Here is a 15,091-nt window from a genome sequence, read left to right on the forward strand (position 1 = left end):
TCCAAAATTAATCCTTACGCTTATAGATAGGCACCGTAGAGCAGGGCTCACCATACATGATGCTCTTTACGACAGGGGTCAGCAGATTGGTAATCTCCACATAGGCGGAGACAGGAAGCGTGATGTCCGCACAACCCTTGACCACCACGCGCTCGCCTTCAAATGCCTTCAGGTCGATCTTGGAAAGCGCCTTGGTAAACAATACCGTTTCCAGGGTTTCCAGATCACCGAATACGATCTCGTTGGCGTAAGGCTTCATCCGGTTGGCCAGCAGCATATAGGCCCAGGTAGGCACTATGGCATCCGCACTGCAGATAACCGCTACATTTTTTCCCGTGTAAGCCTCCCAGTCATGTGTTTTTACAAATTCACGAAAGTCCCTTTCCCGCAGCATCAGGCCATGGAACAGGTTTTCCTTAATATCGTAAACGATGCGTTCACCCGGATGAAGGTACTCCTCAAGGTTAAAGGTGATCAGGCCGCTGGCGGCTACCTTATTGACAAAACTTTCCTGGATATCCATAATGCTAAACCCTGGTTAACAAAAAACCGCTCCGGACAAGTCCGGAACGGTTACAAAAATACGTATTTCGGATTAATAGAATTTCACCCTATTGTCTTTTATGTCGCTTCTCTCCTGCAATACCTGGAACGCGGCACCAAGCGAACGCTGTCCTGCCATCTGCATCATGCTTTCCTTCTGCTTATAGGTATTGGCCAATGGCGCAGGAGCAGTAAAGCCCTCGGTGGTGAACACATACACACCTGCTTCACCTTTGACTGGTTTGGAGAGCTTGCCCGGCTGACTGCCAAACACTGAACCCACCAGTTTATTTTCCTGTCCAAGTCCCGGAACGATCGGGTTACTGAATACGATATTCTGAACCGGAGTAACACTCTTACCTGCTTTTTGGGCAACCTGCTCTATCGAAGACGCACCCTGCAAAGCTTTTTCCAGCTTTTCAGCAAGCATTTTGCCCTTAACGGCATTGCGTACCATAGGCTCGATCTCCTTTTTAACCGCATCCAGCGGGAGAATGCCTTTAGGCCTGATGTCCGTAACCCTGGCTACCACAAAGGCATTGTCCATCTGGTAAACCTGGTCCAGGACAGTCCCCTTATCGGCAGCATAGGCATCGCGGATAAGCTGACGCGGATTATCCAGTCCGGGGGCAAAACCCTGCGTCGGCGTGATCTTATCTGCAACTCCTACCCGATAACCGTCCTTCTGGGCAATTTCACTGAATTTGCCATCCTTTACCTGGTTCAGGAAAGTACTTGCCTTTTTATAAGCTGCATCCCTTGTTTTATTGCTGGGTACCAGGCTCTTTTCAATATAGGCCAGTTTGGCCACTTTAGAATTACCGATCTGCTTTTCGATCCGGATCAGGTGTACGCCATATTGTGACGGTACCACCACCAGGTCGCCCGGCTTACCGGTAAACGCTGCATTCTCGAATTCAGGTACCATAGCACCGCGGGCGAAAGTGCCCAGATCGCCGCCCTTTTCCTTAGATCCCGGATCAATACTGTATTCATTCGCCAACTCGGCAAAGCTCTTACCGCCCTGCACCAGCGCTTTCAATGAGTCTGCGAATTTTCTGGCCTTATCGACACCACCCAGTTTACTTGCGTCGATCAGGATATGGCTTGCCTTTACGGAGTCCGGAGAGAAGCGCACGTCGGCAACCTTCACCAGCTTGTAGGAGTTACCACTGAATTTCGGTCCGTAAAAGCTTCCCGCCGGAAGACTGAATACCGCTGAGTCCACTGCAGGATCGAGCCGGCCTTTCGCAAGGTAAGTATACGGCACCTTTACGTCAGAGTTCACAGCAGCGAACAATGAATCATTTGTAGCAGTCCTGAAATCATTTGCGAGTTTCTCCACCTGGGCCTTCACTGTTGCAGAATCTTCCTTTGTAGGGCTGATACTGAAGGAAACATATTCAAATGTCCTGGTCTCCGTCTGGTTATTGAACCGCTGCTTATTGTCGTTGTAGTAATCGCTGTAGTCAGATTCCGAAAGCTTTACCTCCTGATCAGGCACAGCAGCATAATCAAGACCTACATATTTAAAGTTTGCCAGCTTGTTCCGGTTCTGATATTCGTCATTAGCCTCCAGCGTGGTTACGTAGACGGAATTGCGGATCAGGTTGGTATATTTTTGCTGCAGGGCCTGACGCTCGATCTCCGCTTCAAGCAGGTTGATCTGCTGTGCCATCTGGGGATTCTTAAGGCCTTCCTTTAAGGTACGGATCACCTGCGCCCTGTCTACCTGTCCGGTCTGAGGATTACCGAAATACTGCACGATCAGCGGACTCGGGTTATCACCCTTTACCAGGTCGCCCATTTCATCTCCGGAAACGGTCAGTCCGAGCCGGGCATATTCCTTTTTCAGGATAACACCGGCAAGCTCTCCCTGCCACACATTATCGACAGCCATGGCCTGCATCTGAGGATTAACCGAGCCGCCGTACTGGGCCTTGAACTGCGCAAGACTCTGCTCAACCTTCGGTCCGAATTCATCAATATTAATTTCTTCACCATCTATTGTGCCCACTACTTTCTGCGAAGCTGCCCAGAAAGGCTTGCCCACATTAATCGCGTCACCAACCAAAAATGCAACAATTGCAAAACCGATAGCACCGACCAGAATATACCCCGCACGGTTCCGCAAAAATGTCATTAATCCCATAGTATTCTTATTTTTAACTTTTTTTAAAGAGCGCGCAAGATACAACTTTTGACCAAAAAAGAAAACATTAAAAAATATTTGAAAGTGTTTAATAACTAAGGCAATAAGTACTTGCGAAGGGGATCTACTCTCCGAAATTCTCGGGAACATAAATCTCACCGGAACCGTTCTTCCAGTTGATGAAATTGAAATCTTCCGTGGCACTGAAATCGACCGCATTCAACACGGTACCATCCGGCTTAGTCACTACTCCTTTTGGGGAAAGAAACAGTTTTCTATTCTGGTCCCATACCAGTTCTTCGGTATTGAAGGTCATGCTCTCATTGACCACGACCACATTACGCCTGAAGGTAGCCGTCTTTTCCGCATCCTTCATAATTGCATAATCGGCGGTGATTGATCCCTTAACCTTCAGTGAATCATTCAGGAAATTGATTTTGACACCTTTGGGCATCTCCTGATAGCCCGGTTTATCACCAGGCGTTACTTTGTCGAGTACAGGTGCATAACCTTCCGCCTTTACTTTTGCAGAATCACTGTAAATGATATTTACTCCCTTGGTCCGGTCTACATTCAGGCTAACTTTTTGGGGAAGCCGGGCCGCTTTCTTCAGATCATCTTCTCCACAGGAGCTTGCAAAAAACAACAAGCCGAAGAGCATCCATATACCGGAGAACAGCCTGGACATCAGTCAAACTTAAACCGTTTGAACCAGGTATCGTTAAGCGTAAAGTTCAGGTGCAGGTTGACATAGTTCTCCTGCAGGCCACCCGCACCAGATGGTCCGCGCTTGCCCACTTCTGCGGTAAGGTTCAGTTTATAGATTGAATACCTGGACGATGCCAGCGGAAGGCCAACGCCAAAAGTAACCGCACGCTGCCTGATATCCTGACCATTTACACGGATAAATGTCTTGTCATAGGTATATCCCAAACGATATTCCACATGATTGAAATATCCCGATATCGCTCCGAAATCAGGAATATACTGGCCACCGGCAGAAAAACCCCAGCTATCCTGCAGGCTCTGGTTCACGCCAGCGATACTCAGATCAGACCACTTACCCATACGGTAGTCTGCACCAAACAGCCAGTTGTTCGATTTCTGAAAGGCAATCCCGAAGTTGTGCATCAATGGCAGTTTCAGCTTCGCCCGGGGGCTTTCCACATGCTCCAGCGTATCAAAGGCACTGGCCTCATCTCCGTTTGCATCTGTCTTATACTGGGTCAGCACATAACTGGCCTTGGAGTTCAGCGAGGAAGAAGAAGAACCTGAATATCCAAGGGTAATATTGCTCTTGCTGTTCAGCGGTATGTCATACTGCACACCGTAAGAATAGGCAAGCCCGCCAATGCTGTTGTTGTTCTGCATCTTTGCATTGATCACGGGAAAGGTCTGAAGTTCGTTGGCACGGTTACGGCGAAGGTTACCGAACAGGTATTCAATATTGGCCCCGATCCTGAAATGGCTGCCGAACTGCTGCCCAAAGCCAATGTATGCTTTCGTCAGGCCGCCCTCTCCTGAATACCGGCGGTTTTCCTGAAGCGTGTCAAGCGTCTCGCTGACCGAATACTGGTAACCCAGTTGCGTATAAGGCATAATGCCCGCGCTCAGGGCTGACTTGCCTGTAATCACCGGAAAAGCAAAAGCCAGGTGATTAAAGGAAGCGTTAAAATCCTTATTGCTCATGCCATCCTTCTTAACCGTCGTAAAACCACCGGTCATACCCACATCCAGTGTGGTCAGCGTAATTCCGGCATAGGAAGCCGGATTTTGCATGTTGATGTTGCTGTAGATGGTGGGTTTATTGACTGCAGTTGAAATACCGCCCATGGCCCTGTACTGGGGCAGCAGTGCGCCTCTGAAATTTCCTAGCCCATATACAGAATAAGGCGACTCCGTAGTGATCTGCGCTTTTCCTGCAACACTGCAGAGCACGATCAGGGCTGTTGTAATATAATTAATCTTTTTGTACATGTTCAGCTATAATGACTTCATTCAGACCCTTCAGCACCAGGTAAGGATCATGTATAATTTGAGGGGCAAAGATGGTGTTTTTTAGTTGTTCCAGCAAAAAACCGGCATCCCCTCCTGTCAGCAGTATTTTAAGGCCTGAGCTTCCCGACACTTTATCTGCGATGATGCCGGTTACTTCTTTCATAACTCCCTGCAATACACCGTTCCTGATGGCACTGATGGTATCTGTACCTTCCGGGATGTCTGCTATTTCGCCCGGGTTCCAGTTCAGAAGCGGGAGTTTGCCCGTATAATGATTCAGCGCATTAAAGCGCATGGCGATTCCGGGACTGATGCTGCCTCCGTAATATTCAGCCCCTGAATTCAGCAGGTCAAATGTGATACATGTACCCGCGTCGATCATCAGGCAGTCATGCCCCGGATAAAGATGATGGGCGGCAATTACCTTTGCCCAGCGGTCCGGCCCCAGCGTTTCAATTGAACGGTAAAAATTTAGCACACCTCCCGAAACAGCCGTAGAAAAAGGCACGTAAAGGGTTCTTTCCCTGAGTAATTCAACGACAGCGCTGGTGTCAGCGGAAACACTGGAGAGTGCCGAGGCACCGATTTTCCAGTAGGAAAGCAAAGCACCGATCTGATCGGCGCCTATCTGTTGATGGACCTGATGATCAATCAGTTCCCTGTCCTGAAAGACAGCCAGTTTGGCATTAGTGTTCCCAATATCAACGACCAGATTTCGCATCGGTACAAAGCTATTAATCTTTGATAAGTTTCAAGCCGTCAATTTGTTAAAAAAGGTTAAACGAAAAGGAAGTACTGAATGGCGAAAACCAGGACCAGGAAAAGGCTTTCATAGAACCAGCGCTTCCGGGCGTTTGAAAAATAATAAGCCAGTAATACAGACCCTGGCGGCACGCATAGCAGGAAATGCGAGAGGCGGAAGTCAGGCTTGGTATAAAAGCTGAGCAAGGCGACCACGAACATAAAAAAGAGCATCTGGAAAGCCTTACGCGTACTGATAAAGCTCCGGAAGAAATTCTCCCGTAACTGCAGCGCAGCCAGCACCATCATCACCAGCACCGGTACCAGCACCAGGTAATCATTGTAATTGATCTTGAACACCGAAGGGAACTTATTGCCCAGCGGCAACCAGATCCGGTAAAATATCGACAAACTATCGTTCCAGTAATAATACACGCCCACAAAGAAAAATATGGTCAGAAAACCGATCAGGCCAGAGACCCATTCCCTCCAGTTGAAGGAGCGGTACAGCAACAAGGTCAGCCAGAGCATCACCAGCATCACGATAAAGGGAAAATAGACCAGTGTCCCAAGTGCAACGATCATCCCGATATCGAACATGATCATCATCGCGTTTGGCGACTTGCCCACCTTCAGAAACTTGTCCATGATCCAGATCAGCAGGAAATTACACAGCAGCGGGGGGCTGAGCACCAGGAAGGGCAAAAACAGGCTGGCAGAAGTGATATACAATAATGCAGGCAAAAAGCTGGGTTTGCTCAGCAACCCGTGATTGTTCACCACCCGGTTGAACCACAGTGCCTGAACATATACGATGATCCCGGCAAAAAAGACATTAGCTGCAGGGGAAAGCAGATCGCCGTCAGGCACATGAATAAAAAACCGGGTATAAGATTCCAGAAATTCAAATTGCAGAGTGGAAGGCAAATCCGCATAGATCGCCATACGCATAAAAAAAGTATATGCGAAAAGCAACAATAGATTTACCGGGTTTAAATTCCTGAACTGATTGATCATGCCGATATGTCCCGGCAAATTAACACAAATTATCTGGCATAACGCCGGACAACATCATCAATTACCGCCGCCGTTTCGTCCGGAAAATCGAAACGGTGTACTTGTTCCCTTTCCACCCAGTCCCTGATCACCGGAAGCCAGTCGCGGTTGCTGGCCCAGATCACCGGCAGGCCGAACTGCTTCAGTGCGTATGCATTGCATTGCTGCTCATATTGGAACCGCATCGGTGCAACCAGCAGCTTCTTCCCGAGGAACAAGGCTTCCGACGGTCCTTCAAACCCACCTCCGGTAAACAGGCCCCTGCCCGAAGCCAGGCTCCGGTTGAACGCGGCATTGTCTACCCGGCTGACCTGGACATTGCCGTCGGTATAGGCCTGCAATGCATGTTTGGAAAACACCTGCCATTGTACCGGTATCTGTTTCAACAGCGGCACCAGCATACGGTCGTCCAGGGCAGGAAGGTATACGGTATAATGCCCCAGGTCTGAGACCTGCAGGTTTCTGATCTCGCTGCGGATCACCGGCGTATGGATAAAGTCATCGTAACGGTCAAAATGGAACCCTATATAATGGGTCGCCGGGGCATAGTACTTCATTACCAGCTGTGCCCAGTCAATACTCCTGGGTTTGGGTACCTTAGCCGATTGGAAAGCTGCCTGGTGGCTTAAGCCCACACTTTCAATTCCCCTGTTCCTGCAAGCCCAGGCAGTTACAGGCTCAAAATCATTCAGGATCAGGTTATAATCCCTGAGCGGCAACTTCGCCATATCACGCCTGAATTGGGACAGGTCCATGGTTTTCCAGGTGCCATAATGATCGACTCCCCCCTTCTTTCCAAAAATGAAGCTAAAACCATGAAAGCGGAACCTGACCTCCTGCTCCAGCTTTACATCTGCCTGGGTACCGCTGATGAGCAGGTCAACTTCACCATAACGCTGCAGCAAAGGAACGATTTCCCTTGCGCGGCTGACGTGCCCGTTTCCCGTACCCTGTATGGCGTAAAGTATTTTCATGAGCACCTAATATCCGTATTTTTTATACCCCGGGCAATTCGAGTTTGATCTTCTGCAGCAAACTGTTCACATCCAGTTTGCTGTGCAGGTCCTCTCCGTCAGAAAGTTCCCCTTCTTCGACCTCGTCCTTAACAAAATCCTTATGCTCGTATTTAAAGATCTTCCATTCCCCTCCGGTATATTCCAGGGCAGTCAGGTTCTCGATCCAGTCGCCACTGTTAAGGTAGGTCACTTTTCCGGTATCTGTGGAGATCACACGCATTTCCGGCTGGTGGATATGACCACAGACGACATATCCATATCCCTTTTCAATAGCGAGCTCCGCCGCCGTATACTCAAACTGGTTAATGAACTTTACTGCATCCTTAAATTTGGCCTTGATCTTTTTGGAGAAGCTCATTTTTTCCCGGCCCAGTGCAGAAAGGCACCAGTTCACCAAACTGTTCAGCAGGATCAGCGAATCATAACCGACTGCGCCCAGCTTGGCCAGCCATTTAGAATGCTGCATCGTCACATCGAATACATCTCCGTGAAAGAACCAGGCCTTTTTTCCCCCGATATCTATGACCAGCTTGTTCTGCAGATGAAAGGCCCCCAGGTTCATGTCCGCGAATTTGCGCAGCAGTTCATCATGGTTCCCGGTCAGGTAATAAACCGGCACCCCTTCTACCACGAATTTCATCAGCTTACGCACAACCTTCATGTGCGTTTCCGGCCAGTATCTTTTACTGAACTGCCAGATATCGATAATGTCCCCGTTCAGGACCAGCATTTTAGGTTTGATGCTTTTCAGGTACTTCAGCAATTCCCTGGCATGACAGCCATACGTGCCCAGGTGGACATCGGAAATCACCGCAATATCCACTTCCCGTTTAGACATCGTCTTCCTCCACGGTCAGTTCATAAGGCCCGAAAAATAGGGCAAGTACAGCGACCAGGCATGCGACCAAAAACAATTCCTGCATCATACAATCCATTTGCGCAAAAATACAACAAGCGGATTAACAGGATGTTAAGCGGGGATTATCTTATATCCTCAGGCCAGGCCTTCCTGCTTCCGTTTCCGGAAGAAAGCGAATCCCAGTGCACCCAGCAGCAATACAGAACCCGCAAGTGAGATCTGTTCACCGGCATAATAAGATACCGGTTCAAACTTAAACTCAACCTTGTGGTTGCCTGCTTCCAGCTGCGCCGCACGCAGTACATAATCGGCCCTGAAATAAGGCTTCTTTACACCGTCGACATACATGTTCCAGCCCTTATCATAATAAATCTCCGAGAATACGGCCACCATGTCCGTAGGAGAGCTGTACGTATAGACGAGGTGGTCAGGATGGTAACTGTCCAGCTTGATGTACGCATTCGGATCTGCCGAAATACTGCGCTTTTCATCGATCATTGCTTTATACCGCTGGTCTACGATCGCCTCCTGTTTCGGATCGAAGCTGCTGATCGCTTTCATTTCCTCATCTGCATCCTTCACATACTGGATTTTGGAAACGATCCAGGCATGGCCGGAAGCCGTAGCATTGTTCTGCATCTTATAGGAACCAGTCTTGGGATCCTGCACAATGATGTACTTCGTATTCAGCATATCCAGCACATCCTGATTCACGCTCTTGCTGAACTGGGCATCGATCAGTTCCTGGAACCGCTTCAGCTTGGCCGCATGGTACCCGCCCACAGTCTTATGAAAAGCAGAGGCACTTGCATCTGAAAATGTAGAAATGCTCATATCAAACACCCTGAAATCCGGATCCTTGTCGGACAGGATAAAGGTATCCACGTCCCGGGGCTGAAAATGGTTCTTCAGGTCAGACTTATTGACAAAGTTATTGTTGTTCAGGTACCGGCGGTCTACCTGCCACATATCTGCCAGAACCACCAGGCCCAGCAATATCATGGTCAGTTGCAGGCCTATTTTCCTGTTGATCAGGGACCAGGTCAGACCATAGCCCACAAGAATGAACACAAGAGACCGCAACGCGTCAGCACGCGCCAGGCTGGCCCTGTCGTCTACCAAAGCAGCCGCAATACTTTGCGCAATGGTCGCGTTGTTGTCCAGCACCTGTGTCAGGTACTGCACCATCTGCCCGTGCATTTCATTGGTAAAGCTGAAAAAGGCGGTCGGCATGATCGCCACCAGCAAAGAAAAGCCCCCGGTAATCCCCGCAGCAATATTCAGTTTCCTGGTCAGCGTTTTCTGATCATAGGCTCCATCCGTTACTTCCTTCAGGGCCAGCAGGGCCAGGACTGGTACCATCAGCCCGACAATAGCCAGTATCGATTCTACCGCCCGGAACTTGTTGTACATCGGAAAATAGCTAAAGAACAGGTCGGAAACCAGCGGAAAGTTCTTGCCGAAGGAAAGCAGCATAAACAATATCGTCGTACCCAGCACCCACCATTTCAGTCTGCTGCGTACGATCAGCAAACCATATACAAACAGGAAGCAGATGACCGCACCGAAATAGTAGGGGCCCGCAGTGCCGGGTTTTTCTCCCCAGTACTGTTGCACACCCGCTCCCGCCAGCTGCTGTATCGCACCGGTCGGGTCACCGCCGGTAATCCCCTGGACCGCCTTATAGGTATGGCTTTCCGGTTTCACCAAAGCGTCAATGCCACTGGCACCCCCATACAGATCAGGGATCAGGAAGGTAAAGCTCTCTCCCACACCCTGGCTCCAGCCATAGGCATATTCTTTGGAAAGTCCGTTTTTTTCCTCTGCTGCATCTGTCGTCAGGTTAGAAGCCCCGCGGTTTGACTCCTTACCGTATTCATAGGTTGTCCAGAGTTTACCGGCATTAACCATAAAGGCCAGTACCGTACCTACGACCAGGAAAGCCATTGCTTTTGAAAAAGCGGCCAGCTTCTTTTCTTTTACCGCGTGGTAAAGTTCGATGCCAATAAAGATCAGCAGGGCGATCATCAGATAATAACTCATCTGGATGTGATTGGCCCTGATCTCCAGCGCCAGGAACAAGGCTGTCAGACTTCCTCCGATCCAGTATTTGCCGCGTAAGGTCAGCAATATACTGGCAATGATGGGCGCGCAAAAGGCAATGGCCAAAGCTTTATTGCTGTGCCCGGCGGCAATGATGATGAAATTATACGAGGTAAAGGCAAACGCCACCGCACCTGCCGCAGCCAGCCAGGGATTGATCCTGAGCACGGAGAATAAAAAGTAAGCGCCAAGCAAATAAAGCAGCACCACGTCGACCGGATCCGGAAAGATCGTTTTCACCAGGTCGATCACATAACTGGCACCGTTATAAGGGTGTTCTACCCAGATCTGATATGCGGGCATGCCGCCAAACATCTGGTTGGTCCAGAGCGGCCCTTTACCGTCCTTTTCCTTATATTGCATGATTTCCGTCGCCATTGCTTTGGCCTGGATCACATCCCCCTGGGCAGGCGCCTTACCCTGGAGCACAGGGCTGAAATACACGAAACAGATGAGAATAAAGAATCCGATAATGGCCAGGTGGATGCCATTCGCTTTTAACCAGTTGTTCATTGAGGTCTTTTCTATACTTTTTAACTGACCCCAAACATAAGGAAAAAAATTACTTGATCTCTTCGTAGTCTACAAATTCACCCAGTTTATCCGCAGCGCCGGGTTTAGGTTTAGGCTTAGACCTTGGCGGAACATAATCAATATTGATGGAGCCTTCCGGTCTGCGCGGCTGCTGCCCGGCCTGCTGGTTACGGGCCTGCTCCTGCATGTTGTTGACCATACCCCGGAGCACTGAAGGAAAGATCAGCCGGATGATGACACGGATGATGTACAACACCAGGAAACTGATCACAATAAACTTAAAAAATCCCATGCTTCTCTTCTAATGTTAGCAAATATATGCAGGATAATGACGACGCAGTCCCCTGCTTATTACAAAATTGTGCCGATTATTGCATTTCATTTACAATAACGGCTACCCGGCCGATCTGCCCGTCTTCCAGCCGGACCTTAATGCCGCGGGAATGGTAGGGTGCCGAGGTAAGCAGGTTGGCTACCAAGCCCCTGGTCAGCTTACCGCTGCGCTGGTCCTTCTTCAGGATGATATCCACCTCCAGTCCCGGATAAATGTCTTTTCTGTTCTTTCCGTCCATCTCTTTATGTTAACGCATCCTTTCCAAATTTTTCCGCAAACAACTTTTCCATCGCGAACATCTCGTCACGAAGCCTTGCGGCCAGCAGGAAGTCCATGTCCTTCGCCGCCTTGCCCATCTCTTTACGTGTTTTGTCGATGGACTTTTGCATCTCTGCCTTGCCCATATACTGTACCACCGGATCCGCCGCAATGCTCACTTCATCCACTTCCACATAAGCCTTTGCGCGTCTGGCCTCACCGGCAGAGAACTCAAGCACCGAAGTCTGCTCCAGGATCGCCTCACGGCTCTTGCCCACCGTTTTCGGAACAATGCCGTGTTCTGCATTGTATTCCATCTGTTTCTTCCTGCGCCGGTTGGTTTCTTCTATGGTCTTTTCCATAGACTCAGTAATGCCATCGGCATACATGATCACCCGGCCACGGTCATTACGCGCCGCACGTCCGATGGTCTGAATCAGTGATCGTTCCGACCTCAGAAAGCCCTCCTTATCGGCATCAAGTATAGCGACCAGCGAAACCTCGGGAAGATCGAGGCCCTCCCGCAGCAGGTTGATCCCGATCAGTACGTCAAACTCACCCAGCCGCAATCCCCTCAGGATCTCCACCCTTTCCAGGGTCTTCACCTCAGAGTGGATGTAACGGCAACGGATGTTGAGCCGGTCCATATATTTGGTCAGTTCCTCTGCCATGCGTTTGGTCAGCGTAGTGACCAGCACCCTGTCGCCCAGTTTGATGGTCTTGTCAACCTCGTCCAGCAGGTCATCCACCTGGTTAATGGCCGGACGCACTTCGATCAGCGGATCCAGCAACCCGGTAGGCCGGATCACCTGTTCGACATATACACCCTCGGTTTTCTGCAGTTCATAATCCCCCGGTGTCGCGCTCACATAAATGGTCTGCGGCGCCAGGCGCTCAAATTCTTCAAAGTTCAGGGGCCGGTTGTCCAGTGCGGAGGGCAGCCGGAAGCCGTATTCCACGAGCGACATCTTTCTGGAACGGTCACCGCCGTACATCGCCCGGATCTGCGGTACCGTCACATGGCTTTCGTCAATCACCATGAGGTAATCGTCCGGGAAGTAGTCCAGCAGGCAGAATGGCCGCATACCTGGTGACCTGCCGTCAAAGAACCGCGAGTAGTTCTCAATACCCGAACAATAGCCCAGTTCCTTCATCATTTCGATATCGAAGTTCACCCGTTCCTCAAGGCGTTTCGCCTCGAGCAGCAACCGGTCGCCGATCAGTTGGTTCTTGCGCACTTCCAGCTCTTCCTGTATCCCCCAGATCGAAGCATTGAACCTGTCCTTTGGGGTCACGAAGAGGTTCGCCGGATAAACGGCCATATCTTCTATCTTCTCCAGTGTCTTGCCGGTCACCGGGTCTATAATGCTCAGTTCTTCTACGTCGTCACCAAAGAAAGATACCCGGTAGGCCACATCCAGGTAAGCCGGAAAGATGTCGACCGTATCGCCCTTTACCCTGAAGGTGCCTCTTTTGAAGTCGTTGGTGGTCCGCGAATACAGGATTTCCACCAGGCTGTGCAGGAAAGAGTTCCGGCTGATGCGTGTGCCTACCGAAAAGCGGAACACGGAACGCGAAAAATCCTCAGGATTGCCCATACCGTAGATGCAGGAGATGGAAGATACCACGATCACGTCCCTCCTGCCCGACATGAGCGCCGAAGTCGTCCGCAGCCTTAGCTTCTCAATCTCTTCGTTGATGCTCAGGTCCTTTTCGATATAGGTATTGCTGCTGGCAATAAAAGCCTCAGGCTGGTAATAATCGTAGTAGGAGACAAAATAGTTCACTGCATTTTCCGGGAAGAACTGCTTAAACTCTCCATACAACTGCGCAGCCAGCGTCTTGTTATGGCTCAGGATCAACGTCGGTTTTTGCGTTTGTTCAATCACATTGGCAATGGTAAAGGTCTTTCCCGAGCCGGTAACGCCAAGCAGCGTCTGGTAATGCTCATTAGCTTCCACGCCCTGTACCAGTTGTTCAATAGCCCCCGGCTGGTCGCCGGTAGGCCTGTATGCTGAAGCCAGTTTAAATTTCATGTACCTGTCTTTTGATTCCGGTTATCAGATGTTCCTGTAATGACTGAACAATTCTGGAGTGGCATTGTTGGCCATTAAAGAAATGATAAAAATCAAATTTACGGAAAGTATTTGCTAATTTTAAGTCAATGATCACCGACCTCAGCAAAACCAGCTCCATTGCCAATATTTTCCTGGCAGAACTGCGTGATCGCAGCATTCAGCTTGACCCCATGCGTTTCCGCCGGAACCTGGAACGCCTGGGGGAATATTTTGCCTTCGAGATCAGCAAAGTCCTGGAATACGAAGACACCGAAACACAGACCCCGCTGGGCACTGCCCCGGCCAAAAGGCTCAGCAGCCAGCCCGTCCTGGCCACCATCCTCCGCGCCGGCCTTCCTATGCACCAGGGACTCCTTAACGTGTTCGACCATTCCGAATCCGCCTTCCTGGCCGCCTACCGGAAGCACCACAAAAGCAACCGGATAGAGATCCAGCTCGATTACGTCTCCTGCCCCGACCTCAGCGACAGGATCGTGATCATGTCCGACCCCATGCTGGCGACCGGACTCAGCATGGTACTCTGCTGTAAGGAACTGATCAGGCAATACGCGCTCCGGGAACTGCACATTGTATCGGCTATCGCCAGCAGCGAGGGCCTGCGCCATGTGCGCGCCAACCTGCCGGAAGCAAAACTCTGGGTAGGTGCCATTGATGAGGAAATGACCAGTAAAGCGTATATTGTGCCCGGACTGGGCGATGCAGGCGACCTGGCCTATGGCATTAAGATATGATCAGACACCTATTCTTTGACCTGGACCACACCCTCTGGGATTTTGACAAAAACGCACAGGAAACCCTTAACGAGCTTTACGAACAATACCGGCTCTGCGACCTGGGCCTCAATTCCTGTGAAGACTTCATTACCACCTATACCGCCAACAACCATGCGCTGTGGGCCGAGTATCATCTGGGCCGGATCAGTAAGGAAACCCTGAGGGAACAGCGTTTCAGAAAGACTTTTCTGGAGCTCGGCGTACATCCCGACCATATTCCGCACCAGTTCGAAGACGATTATGTACGCCTGACCCCTTACCGGACCCATCTTTTTTCCGGTGCAGAACAGGTACTCAGCTACCTGCAGCAGAAATATACCCTGCACATCATCTCCAACGGCTTCAAGGAGCCCACCCTCGTCAAAATGGAAGTCTCCGGGCTCAACCCCTATTTCCGGAACGTCATCATCTCGGAAGATGTCGGCGTCAACAAGCCCGATAAGGCCATTTTTGAATATGCGCTGGACAAGGCAGGGGCCACCGTAGCCGAAAGCATCATGATCGGTGACAGTATCGAGGCCGATATCCGCGGCGCCCAGGGCTATGGGATGCAGGCCATCTACTTTAACCCGGAAGGCAAAGAAGCCCCTGCGGATGTACGGCAGCAGATCGGCCATCTGGAAGAATTGCTGCGGCATTTTTAAAT

At 50.2% G+C, this 15,091-nt stretch carries 14 protein-coding genes; 2 read left to right on the forward strand and 12 right to left on the reverse strand.

Annotation, left to right across the window (positions count from 1 at the left end; all coding sequences use genetic code 11):
- Positions 1–7 precede the first annotated feature (7 nt).
- From P2W84_RS15850 to uvrB, 12 genes are all read right to left on the reverse strand, one after another.
- Positions 8–523, reverse strand: coding sequence for a DUF2480 family protein (locus tag P2W84_RS15850; protein WP_276091137.1), 516 nt, complete (start codon positions 521–523; stop codon positions 8–10).
- A 72-nt stretch (positions 524–595) separates the two neighbouring features.
- Positions 596–2,695 (reverse strand): peptidylprolyl isomerase, encoded by a 2,100-nt coding sequence (locus P2W84_RS15855; RefSeq protein ID WP_276091138.1) that lies wholly within the window; start codon positions 2,693–2,695, stop codon positions 596–598.
- A gap of 124 nt (positions 2,696–2,819) precedes the next feature.
- On the reverse strand, positions 2,820–3,383 hold the full coding sequence (gene lptC, locus P2W84_RS15860; protein ID WP_276091139.1) for an LPS export ABC transporter periplasmic protein LptC: 564 nt from the start codon (positions 3,381–3,383) through the stop codon (positions 2,820–2,822).
- The gene (locus tag P2W84_RS15865; RefSeq protein WP_276091140.1) at positions 3,383–4,672 is read right to left on the reverse strand and encodes a hypothetical protein; all 1,290 of its coding nucleotides are present in this window, start codon (positions 4,670–4,672) and stop codon (positions 3,383–3,385) included. The genes lptC and P2W84_RS15865 overlap by 1 nt, the downstream gene beginning before the upstream one ends.
- A complete protein-coding gene (locus P2W84_RS15870; protein WP_276091141.1) occupies positions 4,656–5,414 on the reverse strand; it encodes a type III pantothenate kinase in 759 nt (252 codons plus the stop codon). The genes P2W84_RS15865 and P2W84_RS15870 overlap by 17 nt, the downstream gene beginning before the upstream one ends.
- Positions 5,415–5,470: 56 nt before the next feature.
- On the reverse strand, positions 5,471–6,451 hold the full coding sequence (locus tag P2W84_RS15875; RefSeq protein WP_276091142.1) for a DUF6427 family protein: 981 nt from the start codon (positions 6,449–6,451) through the stop codon (positions 5,471–5,473).
- Positions 6,452–6,480: 29 nt separating this feature from the next.
- Positions 6,481–7,464, reverse strand: coding sequence for a glycosyltransferase family protein (locus P2W84_RS15880; RefSeq protein ID WP_276091143.1), 984 nt, complete (start codon positions 7,462–7,464; stop codon positions 6,481–6,483).
- Positions 7,465–7,486: 22 nt separating this feature from the next.
- Positions 7,487–8,344, reverse strand: coding sequence for a UDP-2,3-diacylglucosamine diphosphatase (locus tag P2W84_RS15885; protein ID WP_276091144.1), 858 nt, complete (start codon positions 8,342–8,344; stop codon positions 7,487–7,489).
- A 156-nt stretch (positions 8,345–8,500) separates the two neighbouring features.
- The gene (locus P2W84_RS15890) at positions 8,501–10,981 is read right to left on the reverse strand and encodes a YfhO family protein (protein ID WP_276091145.1); all 2,481 of its coding nucleotides are present in this window, start codon (positions 10,979–10,981) and stop codon (positions 8,501–8,503) included.
- 49 nt (positions 10,982–11,030) lie between these two features.
- Positions 11,031–11,294, reverse strand: a complete 264-nt coding sequence (locus P2W84_RS15895) for a DUF4834 family protein (protein WP_276091146.1) — start codon at positions 11,292–11,294, stop codon at positions 11,031–11,033.
- A gap of 76 nt (positions 11,295–11,370) precedes the next feature.
- Entirely contained in the window at positions 11,371–11,574 is a 204-nt protein-coding gene (locus P2W84_RS15900; RefSeq protein WP_276091147.1) for a YwbE family protein, read from the reverse strand.
- A gap of 4 nt (positions 11,575–11,578) precedes the next feature.
- Positions 11,579–13,630: an excinuclease ABC subunit UvrB gene (uvrB, locus tag P2W84_RS15905; protein ID WP_276091148.1), complete on the reverse strand. Its 2,052-nt coding sequence runs from the start codon at positions 13,628–13,630 to the stop codon at positions 11,579–11,581.
- Between the two features lie 128 nt (positions 13,631–13,758).
- On the opposite strand from uvrB, the gene upp reads away from it, so the two are divergent.
- Positions 13,759–14,403, forward strand: coding sequence for a uracil phosphoribosyltransferase (upp, locus tag P2W84_RS15910; RefSeq protein WP_276091149.1), 645 nt, complete (start codon positions 13,759–13,761; stop codon positions 14,401–14,403).
- The gene (locus tag P2W84_RS15915) at positions 14,400–15,089 is read left to right on the forward strand and encodes a YjjG family noncanonical pyrimidine nucleotidase (protein WP_276091150.1); all 690 of its coding nucleotides are present in this window, start codon (positions 14,400–14,402) and stop codon (positions 15,087–15,089) included. The genes upp and P2W84_RS15915 overlap by 4 nt, the downstream gene beginning before the upstream one ends.
- The last annotated feature ends 2 nt before the right edge of the window (positions 15,090–15,091 follow it).

It is taken from the genome of Pedobacter sp. JY14-1, assembly GCF_029269825.1.
GTDB lineage: Bacteria > Bacteroidota > Bacteroidia > Sphingobacteriales > Sphingobacteriaceae > Pedobacter.

Bases quoted from the DNA above. Each gene is read 5' to 3' on its own strand.
- P2W84_RS15850 (WP_276091137.1), bottom strand. From the start codon at position 523: ATGGATATCCAGGAAAGTTTTGTCAATAAGGTAGCCGCCAGCGGCCTG.
- P2W84_RS15855 (WP_276091138.1), bottom strand. From the start codon at position 2,695: ATGGGATTAATGACATTTTTGCGGAACCGTGCGGGGTATATTCTGGTC.
- lptC (WP_276091139.1), bottom strand. From the start codon at position 3,383: ATGTCCAGGCTGTTCTCCGGTATATGGATGCTCTTCGGCTTGTTGTTT.
- P2W84_RS15865 (WP_276091140.1), bottom strand. From the start codon at position 4,672: ATGTACAAAAAGATTAATTATATTACAACAGCCCTGATCGTGCTCTGC.
- P2W84_RS15870 (WP_276091141.1), bottom strand. From the start codon at position 5,414: ATGCGAAATCTGGTCGTTGATATTGGGAACACTAATGCCAAACTGGCT.
- P2W84_RS15875 (WP_276091142.1), bottom strand. From the start codon at position 6,451: ATGATCAATCAGTTCAGGAATTTAAACCCGGTAAATCTATTGTTGCTT.
- P2W84_RS15880 (WP_276091143.1), bottom strand. From the start codon at position 7,464: ATGAAAATACTTTACGCCATACAGGGTACGGGAAACGGGCACGTCAGC.
- P2W84_RS15885 (WP_276091144.1), bottom strand. From the start codon at position 8,344: ATGTCTAAACGGGAAGTGGATATTGCGGTGATTTCCGATGTCCACCTG.
- P2W84_RS15890 (WP_276091145.1), bottom strand. From the start codon at position 10,981: ATGAACAACTGGTTAAAAGCGAATGGCATCCACCTGGCCATTATCGGA.
- P2W84_RS15895 (WP_276091146.1), bottom strand. From the start codon at position 11,294: ATGGGATTTTTTAAGTTTATTGTGATCAGTTTCCTGGTGTTGTACATC.
- P2W84_RS15900 (WP_276091147.1), bottom strand. From the start codon at position 11,574: ATGGACGGAAAGAACAGAAAAGACATTTATCCGGGACTGGAGGTGGAT.
- uvrB (WP_276091148.1), bottom strand. From the start codon at position 13,630: ATGAAATTTAAACTGGCTTCAGCATACAGGCCTACCGGCGACCAGCCG.
- upp (WP_276091149.1), top strand. From the start codon at position 13,759: ATGATCACCGACCTCAGCAAAACCAGCTCCATTGCCAATATTTTCCTG.
- P2W84_RS15915 (WP_276091150.1), top strand. From the start codon at position 14,400: ATGATCAGACACCTATTCTTTGACCTGGACCACACCCTCTGGGATTTT.